Source organism: Arthrobacter sp. StoSoilB13 (assembly GCF_019977255.1).
Classification (GTDB): domain Bacteria; phylum Actinomycetota; class Actinomycetes; order Actinomycetales; family Micrococcaceae; genus Arthrobacter.
Window position 1 is genome coordinate 1174281 of sequence record NZ_AP024647.1, and the last position, 13988, is coordinate 1188268.

A 13988-nucleotide genomic window follows, 5' to 3' on the forward strand; every position below is an offset into this window, starting at 1 on the left:
GGCCCTACCAACGCCCGTTTCGTGGCCGTGGCTGGCAAACCGGACACGTGTAGGAAGAGCGGTTCATGAATTGCTCACGTTTGATAATGCTGTGCAGGCCTGCTGCTTCGCAACGGCTGCACAACTCACCCGCGCGTCCGTAGGCATTGAGCGATCGGGCGAAGTATCCCGAATCGCCATTGACATTCACGTACAAGGAATCAAAACTCGTGCCTCCGGCCGCCAGTGCCGCGTTCATGACGTCTTCCACGGCCTGCACAAGCCGGGCAGCATCGCTGCGGCGCAACGTGTCGGTAGGCCGGGCGTAATGGAGGCGCGCGCGCCAGAGGGCCTCATCCGCGTAGATGTTGCCAATCCCGGAAATGACCGACTGGTCCAGCAAGGCCCGCTTCAGGCCTGTCTTTCGGCTTTTGACTTTGCGGTAGAACGCCTCGAAGGAAAAGTAGGGGTCCAGCGGGTCCCGGGCAATGTGGGAGGCTTCATCAGCGATCTCAGGCAACGGCGTCTCGCCCAAGCCTCCAGGGCCGCCGTCGGGAGTTGGCACCAGGGACGTTACGAACAGGCCACCGAAAATGCGCTGGTCCACAAATCGCAGTTGCTCCGGCATGCCCTCCACCGGGCTAAGGGAGATTCTGACTTTGAGATGCTTCTCGTCAGGGACATGGGGGTCCTGCATGAGCAATTGTCCACTCATCCCCAGATGAGCCATGAGCGCTACCTTGGGCAGGGTGCTGCCAACGGAACCCAGGCTGTCCATGGCGAGCGGCATCCAGAGAAACTTACCGCGGCGGACGACGTCCATCACCGTGGCATGCTCAAGATTGCCGATGAAATCCTCTGTGCCAAGGGCATGCCGGCGGATGGAGCGGGAGTCAAGGACGTCAACCCCGGTGATCGTCCGGCTCCGGACCCAGCGGGCCAGGCCACGGCGAACCACTTCTACTTCGGGAAGTTCAGGCATTGGGTCTGTGGACTCGGCTTCAGGCGGAAGCGGGTCCGGCAGGAGCTTGGTCCAGGGCAGTCAGGGCACGCCAGGCATCGGCGGCAGCCTCCTGCTCGGCTTCCTTCTTTGAATGGCCGGCGCCGCGGCCATAAGGAGTCCCACCAATGTTCAGGACGGCCTCGAACGTACGCGCATGATCCGGGCCCGAGCCTTCCACCGCATAGTGGATTGCTCCGAGTTGGCGGCTGGCGGTCAGTTCCTGGATGCTCGTCTTCCAGTCGGTACCCGCTCCAAGGGCGCCGGCGTCCTTCAGGAGCGGGCCCACAAGGCGCATCACCAGCTGGCGTGCCGTTTCGATGTCGTTGGAGAGGTACGTCGCACCTATGAGCGCTTCCATCGTATCCGCGAGGATCGAGGCCTTGTTCTTGCCGTCGGTGAGCTTCTCGCCCTGCCCGAGGTAAATGAACTCGCCCACGCCAAGCTCGCGACCGATTCCAGCGAGGGCACGCGTGCTCACGACAGCGGATCGTCGCTTTGCGAGCTCGCCTTCAGGCAGCGCGGGGTTCTCGCGGTAGAGCGAATCGGTCACGGAGAACCCCAGAATGGAGTCGCCGAGGAACTCGAGACGCTCATTGGTGGGAATCCCACCGTTCTCATACGCGTATGAGCGATGTGTCAGAGCAAGACGAAGCGTCTCGGTGTCAATGGAGACACCGAGACGCTTCAGAAGCTCTTCAGTTGAAGACATCCTTTGTCAGCCTATGGGGCAGATTAGGCGTCTGCTACCTTGCGGCCCTTGTATTCAAGGAACAGCGCGGTGCCGGCAGAGTCAGTGACGACCTTTGCCTGGTGCGGCAGGCTGTAAGTAACCTGACCGTTTTCGATGGTCTTGACCAAGTTGGGGGCAGTTGCCTTCCACTGGGCACGGCGGGCGCGTGTGTTTGCGCGAGACATTTTCCGCTTGGGAACAGCCACGGCTATCTCATTTCTCTCTTAGTCCAACACTTACTAATCAGTTTGCCGGTCAGTCTTAGCCAGATCAGCTAGGGCAGCCCAGCGAGGGTCAATGACCTCGTGGTGGTGCCCCGGCTCGTCTTCCAGGCGTGCTCCACATTCGGAGCAAAGGCCCTGGCAGTCTTCCCGGCACACCGGCTGGAACGGCAGCATAGTGACAACTGCGTCCCGCAACACCGGCTCAAGATCGATCAGATCGTGCTCGACTCGACGTTGCTCTTCATCGTCTTCTTCGTCAGAAAGCTCGACGCCTTCATAGAAGAAAAGTTCTTGCACATTGACTTCAAGGTCATACGCAAGGGGATCCAGGCATCGACCGCATTCGCCGGTTACTTCGACGATTACGGATCCTGATACCAGAATTCCTTCGTGTACGGCCTCAAGGCGAAGATCCAACTCGACATCCGAGCCTTCCTTCACGCCAATGAGCGCCACACCAAGGTCACTTGGCGCAGGTACATGTTCGTTGAGTGTCCGCATGGTTCCTGGACTGCGTCCAAGGTCCTTGACTACCAGCGCCAAGGGCGAACTTGCATCTCGCTTAATGAGAACTCCTGTAGAACATATGACCGACGTACCATCTTAGCCTGATCAAGCCTGAGGACTCAAACCGGTGCCGGGCGCGCAAAGAACGCCACGGTTTCAGCTGGGATCCACCGCAAGAAGCTGCGAGGTACCTATCAAGACTACCCCCTTGCGGGAGGGTTACGTTCCAGACTCGCCAGCGAGGAGCCGCTTCAACACAGATTTGGGTACGAAATCCGAAATGTCACCGCCCAATACATTGACCTCTTTGATCAAGGTGGACGAAAGGTGGACATAGTGCGCTTCTGCCGGCAGGAAGACGGTTTCGACGCCGGTCAGCTGACGGTTCATGGTGGCCATCGGCAATTCGTAGTCAAAGTCCGAGGACGAGCGCAGGCCTTTCACGATTGCCGAAACACCCCGATGGCGGCAGTACTCGGCCAACAGCCCCTCCCCCATCGGCTCAACGATAATGCCTCGCAAGGATGCCAGCGTCTCGCGGGCCATCTCCATCCGGTCTTCGAGGCTGAAGCGGTACTTCTTGGCGTAATTGGTGGACACGGCCACGATGACTTCGTCAAACAGGCCCGCTGCCCGCGCGATGACTTCGAGATGTCCGTTGTGGATAGGGTCAAAGGATCCAGGGCATACCGCACGTCTCATGACACGAACCTACCCCATAGCTTCGCCGGGATACCATGGCTGACATGTCATCAGCAGGCAGGACTTTACCGCTCCATACAACCGGCCAGGGCCTCCGCGCCGTGGCAGCGGGCCGCCACCGGCGCCAACCTGCTTTCGCCTGACGGAAACCTCGGAGTGACCATCTTCGAGGAGATGACCACCTTGGCAATATCCTCCGGCGCCATCAACCTCGGACAGGGCTTCCCCGACGAGGACGGGCCCACGGAGATCAAAGCCGCGGCGCAGGCAGCCATCGCCGCAGGAGCCAACCAATACGCACCCGGCAAGGGCACCACGGAGTTGCGCGAAGCTGTCGCGGAACACCAACTCCGGTTCTATGGACTCACTCCAGACCCGCAAACGGAAATCATCATCACTACCGGCGCCACCGAAGCCATAGCGGCGTCACTTTTGGCTTTCGTCCAGCCCGGTGACGAAGTCCTCACCTTCGAACCGTTCTATGACTCCTATGGAGCCATCATCGGATTGGCAGGGGCACAACATGTCACCGCTCCCCTGGCGGCCCCGGATTTCCTTCCGGACCCCGCCCGGCTGGAAGAGGCCTTCAGCAGCCGGACCAAGGTGGTGCTCCTGAACAACCCGCACAATCCCACCGGCGCCGTTTTCCCCCAAGAGGTCCTGGAAAAGGTGGTTGAGCTGGCCATCAAGTACGACGCCATCATTGTCAGCGACGAAGTCTACGAGCACCTCACCTTCGGCGTAACACATATTCCAGTCGCTTCCTTGCCTGGGGCTGCGGAACGGACCCTCACAATCTCCTCTGCAGGAAAGACCTTCTCCTTCACCGGGTGGAAAATCGGGTGGCTTAGCGGCCCCCAGGATCTGGTTGCCGCCGTCCGCACCGTCAAACAGTTCCTGACATACAGCTCGGGCACGCCGTTCCAAAGCGCCATCGCGGTGGGACTTGCCCTTCCCGACACGTTCTACACCGGGATAGCTGAAACGCTTCGCCACAAACGCGACATCCTCTCCGAGGGCCTTCGCGCTGCAGGATTCAACGTCTTCACGCCACGCGGTACGTACTTCGTCAACGTCGACACAGAACCACTGGGCATTAAGGACTCCGTGGACCTGGCACGCCGGTTGCCAGGCCTGGTAGGTGTCGCCGCCATCCCGGTTCCTGTTTTTTGCCACCCTGAAGGAGCGAAGCGAACCCGCAGCCTGTTGCGTTTCGCCTTCTGCAAGAAAACCAGCGTCCTGGAAGAAGCGGCCGAACGATTGTCCGCACTTAAGGACCTGCTCTGAACCGCAACGACTCCGGCCGCCATCACGCCACGCGTTTCCTGCGGACCACAGGGCAGCACGCCATTGTTGAGGCCGATACGCTCATTGAAGGCAGTTACATCCTCAGCATCGGTGGTGCTGAACAATCCCACGTGAACGTGGCCAACCCCGCGGAGATCTTCTACGAATATCTTCGCCGGATCGCTCATGTGGTGGATCTGGCCGCAGAGCCTGGAGAGCCACTCTCTGTGCTCCACCTCGGCGCCGGCGCCCTGACTTTGGCCCGATACGTCCAGGCAACGCGTCCAGGTTCAGACCAGTATGCAGTGGAACTCGAACGCGAATTGCTGGACTTCGTCCTGCAAAAGCTGCCCATGCCGGAGGGCACGCGGCTGCACACCCATATAGGCGACGCACGCGAGGCGCTGGCCGAAATTCCCTCGAAGGTGGAGTTCGACGTCGTCATCCTTGATATCTTCTCCGGGCCGGAAGCACCAGCCCACATCGCGTGCAGGGAGTTCTACGAAGAGGCCGCTGCCCGCTTGCGGCCAAACGGCGTACTGATCGTGAACGTCGGCGACGAACCGGCGCTAACCCTGGTGCGAAGCCAGGTAAAAGCCCTCCGGCAAGCCATGGCGGACGTTATCGCATTTGCCGAGACGGGAATGTTCGCGGGGCGCTACCCCGGCAACATCATCCTGGTGGGCACCCGAACGCCATGGCCGGCAGCGTGGACCAGCGCGCTACTCTCGCGCGGCCCACACCCGGCAACAGTCCTCCATGGCGTGGACCTGGACAGAATTTCAGGCTAGGAGGGTTCAGCGAACCACAGCTTGGTCTCGCCGTACTTCTTGTCAGCGAAACATTCCAGCGCTTCAGGCCAGTCCGGTTCGGCACTCCTGGACGACCTCTCCACCACCACGACCGCCCCTTCATCCAAGTGAGGCGACAACTTGGCCAGCACGGCACTCAATGCTGGTTCGTCCAGCGGATATGGCGGATCCAGGAACACCAGGTCCCACACATCGCGTGCTGTGGCGCGCTCCAGGAAAGACTCCACCTTGGACCGATGGACTGAAACTTTCTTGCCGCCCAGGATTTGGTTGACCAAATCCGCGTTGCGTTGGCAGGCATCACTGGCCTTGGCATCGAATTCCACCAGATCCACGCTGCGGGCGCCCCGGCTGGCGCTTTCCACACCCAGGGCTCCGGAACCGGCATAGAGATCCAACACCCGGGAATCGTCGATGACAGCCAAAGACTCGAGCCGGGAAAACAGTGCTTCCTTAACACGGTCCGTAGTGGGCCGCGTTGCGGTCCCGGGCACGCTCGTAAGCGGATTCGCACCAGCAACTCCGGCAATGATCCGGCTCACAGCGCCTCTCCATTGCCGGTGCCCGACCGTTTAGCACTGCGCGTACCCGGGGATTCTCTAACCGCGTTCAAGGAACGCCTCCTTTTCAGGGTTCAAGTATTCATCAATGGTCGCGGCCAGGACCGGCTGGTGACGCAGGGCCGGGTCCTGGGCAACAAGGGCCTGTGCGTCCGCGCGTGCACGGGCAATCAGGTCTTCGTGCTCCAGGACACGCAGCAGCTTAAGCGTGGACCGCCCACCTGATTGCGAGGCGCCCAGGATATCGCCCTCACGGCGGAGTTTCAGGTCCTCCTGGGAGAGCTCGAACCCGTCGGTGGTGGACGCCACGGCATCCAGTCTTCGACGGCTCGGGTGCCCCGGCTCCAAAGTAGTGACCAGCAGGCACGTCCCCGGCAGACCGCCACGGCCAACCCGGCCACGAAGCTGGTGGAGTTGGGAAATACCAAAACGATCGGCGTCCAGGATGACCATCAAGGTGGCATTGTGAACATCGACACCCACCTCGATAACCGTGGTGGAGACCAGCACCTTGGTCTGGTTTGCTGCGAACGAAGCCATGGTTTCGGTTTTTAGCAGCGGGTCCTGACGACCATGCAGGGGCGCCACGGGCACCCCTGCCAAAGACGGCTCCTGAACCAGGCTTTCGACGACGGCCGTCACCGAAGCGAGCTCGCGGGCCGGACCTTCGTCCGAGAGTTCGGCGTCGCTTGGTTCAGCTTCTCCCGGGCTGAAGTCCCCGTCGTCGTCCGAGCCGATCTTGGGACATACAACGTAGACCTGATGACCGGCGTCGACTTCTTCCCGTGACCGTTTCCAGATTCGATCCGCCCAGCCCGGGTTCTCGGCAAGCCCCACAACATGGGTGGAAATAGGCGCCCGCCCAGCGGGAAGTTCATCGAGGATGGAAGTTTCAAGATCGCCGAACACGGTCATCGCCACTGTGCGGGGAATAGGCGTGGCAGTCATAACCAGCAGATGCGGCGGACGTTGGGCCTTGGCACGCAATGCGTCACGTTGCTCCACGCCGAAGCGGTGCTGCTCGTCCACCACGATCAAGCCGAGGTCCTGAAAACTGGTTTTGTCGCTCAACAGAGCGTGGGTTCCGATCACGATGCCTGCGTTTCCTGAAGCGGCATCGAGCATGGCCTGTTTTCGCGCCGCCGTTGGCATGGACCCGGTCAGCAGGGTCACCTGGACACCAGCCCGCCCGGCCTCATCACCGATGCCGGCTCCGAGCATCCCGGTACCGCCAAAAAGGTGATCGCGGGCCAGCGGCCCCAGGGTCCTGCGGATGGACTCGAAATGCTGCGCAGCCAAAACTTCCGTGGGCGCCAGGAGCGCCGCCTGCCCTCCCGCGTCAACCACCTGCAGCATCGCCCGCAGCGCCACAATAGTCTTGCCCGAGCCGACCTCACCCTGCAGGAGCCGATTCATGGGGGTGTCCTGGCCAAGTTCTTCTGAAAGCGTCTTTCCCACCGCTGTCTGGCCGGCAGTGAGCGTGAAGGGCAGGTGCCGGTCGAACTCTTCCAGCAGGCCGCCGCTGACTGGACGCCGGGCAGTGGCTTCCTCTGCAGCAAGCTGGGCACGTCGTCGCGCCAAAGCCGCCTGCAGCACCAGCGCCTCCTGGTAGCGGAACCGTTCCTGCGCCCGCTGCCAGTCTTTGGCAGTCTCAGGCGAGTGGATCAGGCGATAAGCATCAGCCACGCTCAGCAGTCCGTCCCTGCTGACAATGGACTCCGGGAGGGGATCCGCCAAGGCATCGAGGTCAAGGGTTTGCAGCAACGCCGTAATCACCTTGTGAATGGACCAGCTTGTCAGCTTTGCCGTTGCGGGATAGACAGGGATAGGCATCGCTGCCAACTTTTCAGGGTCAACGGAGCCGTCAGCATCCGGATCCTCATCCAGCAACAGGAAGTCCGGGTTGGTCAGCCCCAAGGCGCCCCCATACCGGGTCACCTTGCCGGAAAACATTGCACGGCGGCCCGGAAGGAGTTCCGCCTTGGCCCGGAACCCATTGAAAAAACTGACTTTCAAGGTACCAGGAACGTGGCTTCCACCGACTTCATCAGTCACCACGACGTCCGTAATGGAACCTCTTCGGGCACGCATCTGACGTGTGCTGTTGGACAGCACCCGCGCAATCAGCGTGACTTCCTCGTCCAAGGGAAGGTTACTGATGGGAGTAAGTTCGCCCCTGCTCAAATACCTGCGCGGAAAGTAGTTAAGCAGCGCGCCGGTCGTCTTGAGGCCAAGGTGCTTGTCAATGACGGACGCCGAGCGCTTGCCGATCCTGCGTTCCAGGGGCAGTTCCAGCTCAGTATTCATGCCGTGACTGGCCCGGGATGCTGTTGGGTTCTGCAGTTTGTGTTGCTTCAAAATCCCGCGACCCGTCTTCATATTCCCGGGACCCGTCTTCAAAATCCCGGGGCAGGGCAAGCTGGCTGACGGCAATTTCCGTTGGCTCCCCCAGAGACCTGATGAGCGCTACGGCCGGCGCGGGATCAGGTACGTGGACATGCACACGCCAACGATAACTGGCCTCAGCGGTGGATTCGTCGTCGTCTGGATGGTGACCTGTAGTGCCAACCTGGCTCATGATGACGGAATCACCCATCTCATCCAGGCGTTGGCGCAGCACGGCCGCGTCCAAGGGCGAAAGGCTGATGGTGCACATGACTTCCACGCCGTCGTCGGCCGGCATCTGCTGGTGGATGTGCGGATCCTGCAGCTGGTAGCCGTGGAGGCCATCGAGGAGCTCATCCTGCAGTTCTTCGCCGAGCACTGCGGAGCGGAGACAGTCCAGCACCAACAACATACCTACGCCCCCGGCGTCCACCACGTGCGCCGCCTGCAGGGGTGGGAGTTCGTCCTCTGTGCGTACAACGGCCTGGAAGGCGGCTTCCACCACTGCATCCAAGGCAACGCCCAGCGCGTGGTTGCTGTCATCGCCGTTCTGGGAAGAATCCGTTGCCTGGGCTGCATGGGCCGCTGCTTCAAGGACGGACAGCATGGTTCCGGACACTGGTTCGCTCAAGGCCGACCAAGCCCGGATCTGGGCCCTGTTAAGGGCTGTGGCCAGCAGCGGCGCACTCAGGCGCGCTTTTCCGGACAGCGGCTCCGCCGCAGCGCACAGGAAAACAGCAAAAAGGGTGCCGGAGTTACCCCTTGCCTGTTCCATGGCGGGCCTGACCAGCGCGTGACAGCACAGCACCGACGTCGTTGCCGGTCTCCACAGCGTCCGAAGCGGTGCCGGCCACCGCGGCCACAGCTGCGCGCGCCGTCAGATAAAGGTTGGTCCCAGTATCACCGTCTGCGACGGGAAAGATGTTGATCGCGTTCAGGCGGTCGCTATGGTTGCCCAGGACCACCTCTGTCTTGCCGAGCCAACGTTTCATGGCGTGCGCATTCGCGGCGATCTTAGTCTGCAAAATGATCCCATCCCACGGTGTCAGCAGCTTGTCCGGCAATCCGGACGCCGGTGCCTTGAGACTGGGCAACGGCCTGAACTGAGCCTATCGCAGTAAAGCCCTCCGGCAGCTGAATTCCGGCTGGGAAGGTAGCCAGCAGCCCGTGGTCCTCTCCCCCGCCCAGCACCCATGGCATGGCATCCACGCCCAGCAAGGCGGCAGCTGGTTCCAGTGGAACTGCATGGGCCTTCAACGCAACAGCGTCAAAGTCCAGGATGACGTTGCTTGCCGCGGCGAGCCGACCGCCGTCGCGCAGCAGACCATCTGAAATGTCCATCATTGCTGTTACGCCCGAACGTGCGGCAAGCGGCCCGGCAGCCAACGGCGGCAAGGGCCGGCATTGGCTATCCAACAGGGCACGCTGCCCAGCCGAGAGGTCTGTTAGGGTGACATCGCTTTCCAACAGCGCCAGACCTGCGGCAGCACGCCCCAGGGTACCTGCCACTGCCACGACATCTCCCGGCTTTGCCCCGGAACGCAATACGGGATCCTCTCCAGCCAAAGTACCGACGACGGCGACAGTCACCGCAATCTCCCGGCCACGGCCGAGGTCTCCTCCTGCGACGGAGCAATCAGGAACTCCCAGCCCGATGATTCCAGCGGTGAGGCCGTCCGCGAAGTCCTTCACCCATTGAACTGGTGTGGCCGGCGGCATGGTCAGGCTCACCACCAGCGAGGTGGCCGTTCCGCCCATGGCGTTGATATCGCTAAGGTTCTGTGCCGCGGACTTCCATCCGACGTCGTATCCTGTGGTTCGATAGCCGTTGTTCCACTCCAGCCTGAAGTCCTGGTCCTGGGTCTGGGTATCGATGGAAATCAGTGTGCGGCCGTCTGTGGCGGCAACCAGGGCGGCGTCGTCGCCGGGACCCAGCAGGACGCTGGGGCTGCTGTTGAGTCGGGGGAAGATCAGGGCAAGGAGCTCGGACTCCGACAGATCTGCGACTGTTGGACATTCTTCGGATGGCTGAACTTCGGATGGCTGTTTTGGGGGCACGGCTCTACGCTATCGCGGGACACCGACAAAATATCGCCGGAGCCTGCGCCGGGCGCACCATCGGCAATGTGACCCTCGTAACGGGTGCACCAACCTCACGCCAGGCGGCTGCGTGGGCGGGATAGGCTTGAATGATGCACCGAAAGACCCTTCCGCGGACTGCCGTGGCCTTCAGCTTGGCCGCAGCGTCCGTGCTCGCAGTTTCAGCCTGCGCCCCCACTGTGGACGTCACGGCGGCAACCGACGCCGCCAATCCGGCCTGCGCCCCGATGATGGTGGCGCTCCCGGACAAGATCGGCGATGCCGCACTCCGCAAGACCAACAGCCAGGCCACTGCTGCGTGGGGCGATCCCTCCCAGATCATCCTGCGCTGCGGTGTCAACGTCCCTGGACCAACCACTGACCGTTGCGTCAGCGTAAATGACATCGACTGGGTGATCAAAGAAGGCGATGGCGTCTATACCCTGACCACCTTTGGACGCGAACCGGCAACGGAAATCCTCGTCGATCCGGTCAAATTGGAAGCCGCCAACATCAGCTCGGCCACAGTCCTCACCGAACTCGCAGCCGCTGCCGGGAAGATCAAAGCAACGCGCCATTGCGTGGGCCAGGAAGACCTGCAGAACCTCCCGACCGCCAAATAGCGGGGGCTCAACCGGCTAAAGGGCAGCTGGCGCCGGTCCTGCCTACCGACACCAGCCGCTGCCGGCTTGGGTTAACGCAGGCCCGTTTTGCGGGTCAGGGCCAGATGGATGAGTTCATCGATCAGCTCCGGATAAGGCAAACCTGAAGCCGCCCACATCTGCGGGTACATGCTCTTCGGAGTGAAGCCGGGCATGGTGTTGATTTCGTTAATAATGAGCTCACCCGCGGGCGTGTAGAAGAAGTCCACCCGGCTCAGTCCTTCCGCGCCCACGGCATCGAAGGCGGCAGCGGCCAATTCCCGGACGCGCGCAATGGCCTCGTCCGGCATATCGGCCGGGCAACTCAACGCGGCAGCACCATCTTCGACATATTTGGCAGCGAAGTCATAGAACTGGTGTTCGCCGGGAGCCACCGCAATTTCGCCGGGCATGGAGGTACGGGGCGCATCGGTGCCCCTGCCCTGCAGCACAGCGCACTCGATTTCACGCCCCGCAATGCCGGCTTCAATGACCAATTTCAGGTCGTGGCGGCGGGCTTCCTCGATGGCAGCGTCCAAGCCCTCCAAAGAATCCACCTTGGAAATTCCCATGGAGGAGCCGGCACGGGCAGGCTTGACGAAGACCGGGAAACCGAGCTTGTCCACGCGCTTGCGGACAGCCTCGGCGTCCGTGAGCCACTCGCGGTCCGTGACGGCGATATAAGGCCCCACCGTCAGTCCAGCGGCTTCGAAAACTACTTTCATGAAGTGCTTGTCCATGCCTACTGCCGAGGCAAGCACGCCGGCACCAACGTAACGTGTGTCGGATAGCTCCAGGAGGCCCTGGACGGTTCCATCCTCGCCCCAAGGGCCATGGAGCAAAGGAAAGACGACGTCCACGGAGCCGAGTTCCTCGGGTATGGCATTTGGCGCGGTCACGATGAGCTGGTGCTCGCCGCCCACCTCTGCCAAGGTGACGGTCCGGTCCGACGGCGATACCTCAGGAAGAGCGGACGAGCTCAGGGACCACTGGCTGGTGTCCCCCGATGCAAGGACCCACTGTCCGGACTTGGCAATACCAATGGGCACGACGTCGTACTTGCTCTTATCAATGGCACCCATGACGCCTGCCGCCGTCACGCAACTAACAGCGTGTTCGCTGGAACGTCCGCCGAAAAGGACCGCCACACGGGGTCGACGGCCGGTCACGGGGGTGGATTCTTCAGTCACAATCAGTAGTCGCCTTCGGACTTCAGGGCCCGGGCCAGCAATCGCGGCCCCAGGTCATCAACGGACATTTTGCCTTCAAGCACCGCCACAACGGCGGCCGTAATGGGCATTTCGACATTCAGTTTGCCAGCCAATTCATGCACTGCAGGGCCGGACTTAATACCTTCAGCGGTTTGCGTCATCTGTTCAGCCACCTGCTCGAGGCTCAGCCCCTCGCCCAGTAGCCTTCCAGCTGTGTGATTCCTGGAGAGGGCAGAGGAGCACGTTGCAACGAGGTCGCCGAGCCCCGCGAGACCCGCCATGGTGTGGGCCTCTCCACCCAGCGCCAAGGCAAGCCGGGACGTCTCAGCGAGGCCTCGCGTGATGACTGACGCTTTGGTGTTGTCACCCATTTGGCGTCCCTCGCAAATACCTACAGCAAGGGCAATCACATTCTTGACGATCCCGCCGATCTCCACGCCCACAACATCGGTGCTGGTATAAGGACGGAAGTACGGTGCGGTGCAGCAGAGCGCGATTGCGGCGGCGGTATCGGCGTCACTGCAGGCAACTACAGACGCAGTGGGTTGTTCCCTGGCAATCTCCATGGCGAGGTTGGGTCCGGAGACCACCACCACACGTGATTCCGGGATGCCTAGCTCCTGGGCGATGACCTCGCTCATGCGTGCGTCAGTCCCCAGCTCGAGGCCCTTCATCAGCGATACGACAATTGCGTCCGGGGCGAGCAGGCGCTTCCATTCCCCCAACTGGGGCCGCAGCGATTGGGCCGGCACGGCAAGGACCACGAGACCGGCATCCTGCAGGACCTCTGCAACATCCGTGGATGCGGTGACTGCGTGGGGAAGTTCGATGTCCTTCAAGTACTGCTCATTGCGGTGATCAGCATTGATCTGATCAACCACCCCTGCGCGCCGCCCCCAAATCCGGATCCTCCGCTCCACCCCGGTAGTGGCAGCAGCATCCGCGAGGATCTTGGCGAACGTAGTTCCCCACGAACCTGCGCCAAGTACAGCTACGGTATCCGGAGCAGGGACACGGCTTTCAATAACCGTCATTTGCTGCCCTCCTGTTCCGGATTCTCAAGAGATGCATCGTTGCCAGCGGGTTCTGCAGCCTTTTCAGGCGCTGCGCCGCGTGCAGTATTTGAACCACGCTCCACGAACCGGCCATGTTTGGCCTGCTTATGAACGGCCGGATCCCAGCGTTCGGCGGGCGGCTCCTCACCCCGCAGGGTTGCCAGGAGCTCGGTTACCGCCTCCATGATGACGTCTGTAGCTTCGGACAGCGTGGCCCGGTCCATGGGCCGGTCCGCGAAAGCGCTCAGGTCCACGGGCTCACCTACGAGAACCCTGACGGTCTTTCGAGGGAAGACGTGGAAACGCTTGGCATATCGGGGGAAAACCTCATGGGCGCCCCAGTGGGCCATCGGAACAACCGGTGCACCTGTCTGCAATGCCAGGCGGGCAGCGCCAGTGTGGCCCTTCATCGGCCACAGGTCAGGGTCCCGGGTCAGGGTTCCCTCGGGGTAGATAATGATGGCACCTCCGGCGTCCACCACCTCTTTGGCGATTTGCAGCGAGCGGTTGGCACCCGCCGTCGAGCGTTCAACCGGAATCTGGTTCGTCGCCCGCAGCAAGGCTCCCAGCACAGGTGCTTTGAAGAGGCCTGCCTTCGCGAGGAAATGCGGAGGACGCTTCTGGTTGTAGAGCATGTGCCCGATCACGACAGGATCAATTTCGGTGCAGTGGTTCGGTGCTGCGATGAAGCCGCCCGCGGGGAGCTTCCCGGTGCCCTCCCACTTCTTGCCCATCAGGAGGTTCATCAACGGACGCGCAATGCCCGCCAGGAGCATGAACGTAGCCCGGCTCTTGGCCGATTCCTTCAAAGGG

General features: G+C 61.7%; 14 protein-coding genes and 1 pseudogene. 3 read left to right on the forward strand and 12 right to left on the reverse strand.

Annotated features, from left to right (window positions below; all coding sequences use genetic code 11):
• Nucleotides 1–4: 4 nt before the first annotated feature.
• The 5 genes from mutM to coaD form a co-directional block, all read right to left on the reverse strand.
• The gene (gene mutM, locus LDP01_RS05555; RefSeq protein WP_224090811.1) at nucleotides 5–961 is read right to left on the reverse strand and encodes a bifunctional DNA-formamidopyrimidine glycosylase/DNA-(apurinic or apyrimidinic site) lyase; all 957 of its coding nucleotides are present in this window, start codon (nucleotides 959–961) and stop codon (nucleotides 5–7) included.
• Between the two features lie 19 nt (nucleotides 962–980).
• The gene (gene rnc, locus LDP01_RS05560) at nucleotides 981–1691 is read right to left on the reverse strand and encodes a ribonuclease III (RefSeq protein ID WP_216923862.1); all 711 of its coding nucleotides are present in this window, start codon (nucleotides 1689–1691) and stop codon (nucleotides 981–983) included.
• 23 nt (nucleotides 1692–1714) lie between these two features.
• Nucleotides 1715–1918: a 50S ribosomal protein L32 gene (gene rpmF / locus LDP01_RS05565; protein WP_011775139.1), complete on the reverse strand. Its 204-nt coding sequence runs from the start codon at nucleotides 1916–1918 to the stop codon at nucleotides 1715–1717.
• A gap of 33 nt (nucleotides 1919–1951) precedes the next feature.
• Entirely contained in the window at nucleotides 1952–2479 is a 528-nt protein-coding gene (locus tag LDP01_RS05570; protein WP_224090813.1) for a YceD family protein, read from the reverse strand.
• Nucleotides 2480–2662: 183 nt separating this feature from the next.
• Entirely contained in the window at nucleotides 2663–3145 is a 483-nt protein-coding gene (gene coaD / locus LDP01_RS05575; RefSeq protein ID WP_223933289.1) for a pantetheine-phosphate adenylyltransferase, read from the reverse strand.
• Between the two features lie 156 nt (nucleotides 3146–3301).
• Between coaD and LDP01_RS05580 the strand changes: the two genes are divergently transcribed.
• Both LDP01_RS05580 and LDP01_RS05585 read left to right on the forward strand, forming a co-directional pair.
• Nucleotides 3302–4432 carry an aminotransferase class I/II-fold pyridoxal phosphate-dependent enzyme gene (locus tag LDP01_RS05580; RefSeq protein ID WP_224090815.1) on the forward strand — a complete coding sequence of 377 codons (1131 nt, stop codon included), beginning with the start codon at nucleotides 3302–3304 and terminating at the stop codon, nucleotides 4430–4432.
• Nucleotides 4429–5223 (forward strand): spermidine synthase, encoded by a 795-nt coding sequence (locus tag LDP01_RS05585; RefSeq protein ID WP_224091050.1) that lies wholly within the window; start codon nucleotides 4429–4431, stop codon nucleotides 5221–5223. The genes LDP01_RS05580 and LDP01_RS05585 overlap by 4 nt, the downstream gene beginning before the upstream one ends.
• On the opposite strand, the gene rsmD is transcribed toward LDP01_RS05585, so the two are convergent.
• The 4 genes and pseudogenes from rsmD to thiL form a co-directional block, all read right to left on the reverse strand.
• A complete protein-coding gene (gene rsmD / locus LDP01_RS05590) occupies nucleotides 5220–5786 on the reverse strand; it encodes a 16S rRNA (guanine(966)-N(2))-methyltransferase RsmD (protein ID WP_224090817.1) in 567 nt (188 codons plus the stop codon). The two genes, LDP01_RS05585 and rsmD, sit on opposite strands and share 4 nt — an antisense overlap.
• Before the next feature lie 57 nt (nucleotides 5787–5843).
• The gene (locus LDP01_RS05595; RefSeq protein WP_224090819.1) at nucleotides 5844–8111 is read right to left on the reverse strand and encodes an ATP-dependent DNA helicase RecG; all 2268 of its coding nucleotides are present in this window, start codon (nucleotides 8109–8111) and stop codon (nucleotides 5844–5846) included.
• Nucleotides 8101–9181: pseudogene (locus tag LDP01_RS05600) on the reverse strand (DAK2 domain-containing protein). The gene LDP01_RS05595 and the pseudogene LDP01_RS05600 overlap by 11 nt, the downstream one beginning before the upstream one ends.
• 22 nt (nucleotides 9182–9203) lie before the next feature.
• Nucleotides 9204–10247, reverse strand: coding sequence for a thiamine-phosphate kinase (gene thiL / locus LDP01_RS05605; protein WP_224090821.1), 1044 nt, complete (start codon nucleotides 10245–10247; stop codon nucleotides 9204–9206).
• A 134-nt stretch (nucleotides 10248–10381) separates the two neighbouring features.
• On the opposite strand from thiL, the gene LDP01_RS05610 reads away from it, so the two are divergent.
• A complete protein-coding gene (locus tag LDP01_RS05610) occupies nucleotides 10382–10891 on the forward strand; it encodes a DUF3515 domain-containing protein (protein WP_216923870.1) in 510 nt (169 codons plus the stop codon).
• Between the two features lie 71 nt (nucleotides 10892–10962).
• Here LDP01_RS05610 and LDP01_RS05615 read toward each other — a convergent pair whose 3' ends face one another.
• The 3 genes from LDP01_RS05615 to LDP01_RS05625 are packed head-to-tail and all read right to left on the reverse strand — an operon-like array spanning nucleotide 10963 to nucleotide 13984.
• Nucleotides 10963–12102 (reverse strand): D-alanine--D-alanine ligase family protein, encoded by a 1140-nt coding sequence (locus LDP01_RS05615; RefSeq protein ID WP_224091052.1) that lies wholly within the window; start codon nucleotides 12100–12102, stop codon nucleotides 10963–10965.
• Nucleotides 12102–13154 (reverse strand): NAD(P)H-dependent glycerol-3-phosphate dehydrogenase, encoded by a 1053-nt coding sequence (locus LDP01_RS05620; RefSeq protein WP_224090822.1) that lies wholly within the window; start codon nucleotides 13152–13154, stop codon nucleotides 12102–12104. Before LDP01_RS05620 ends, LDP01_RS05615 begins: the two co-directional genes overlap by 1 nt.
• Nucleotides 13151–13984 (reverse strand): lysophospholipid acyltransferase family protein, encoded by an 834-nt coding sequence (locus LDP01_RS05625; protein ID WP_224090823.1) that lies wholly within the window; start codon nucleotides 13982–13984, stop codon nucleotides 13151–13153. The genes LDP01_RS05620 and LDP01_RS05625 overlap by 4 nt, the downstream gene beginning before the upstream one ends.
• Between the last annotated feature and the right edge of the window lie 4 nt (nucleotides 13985–13988).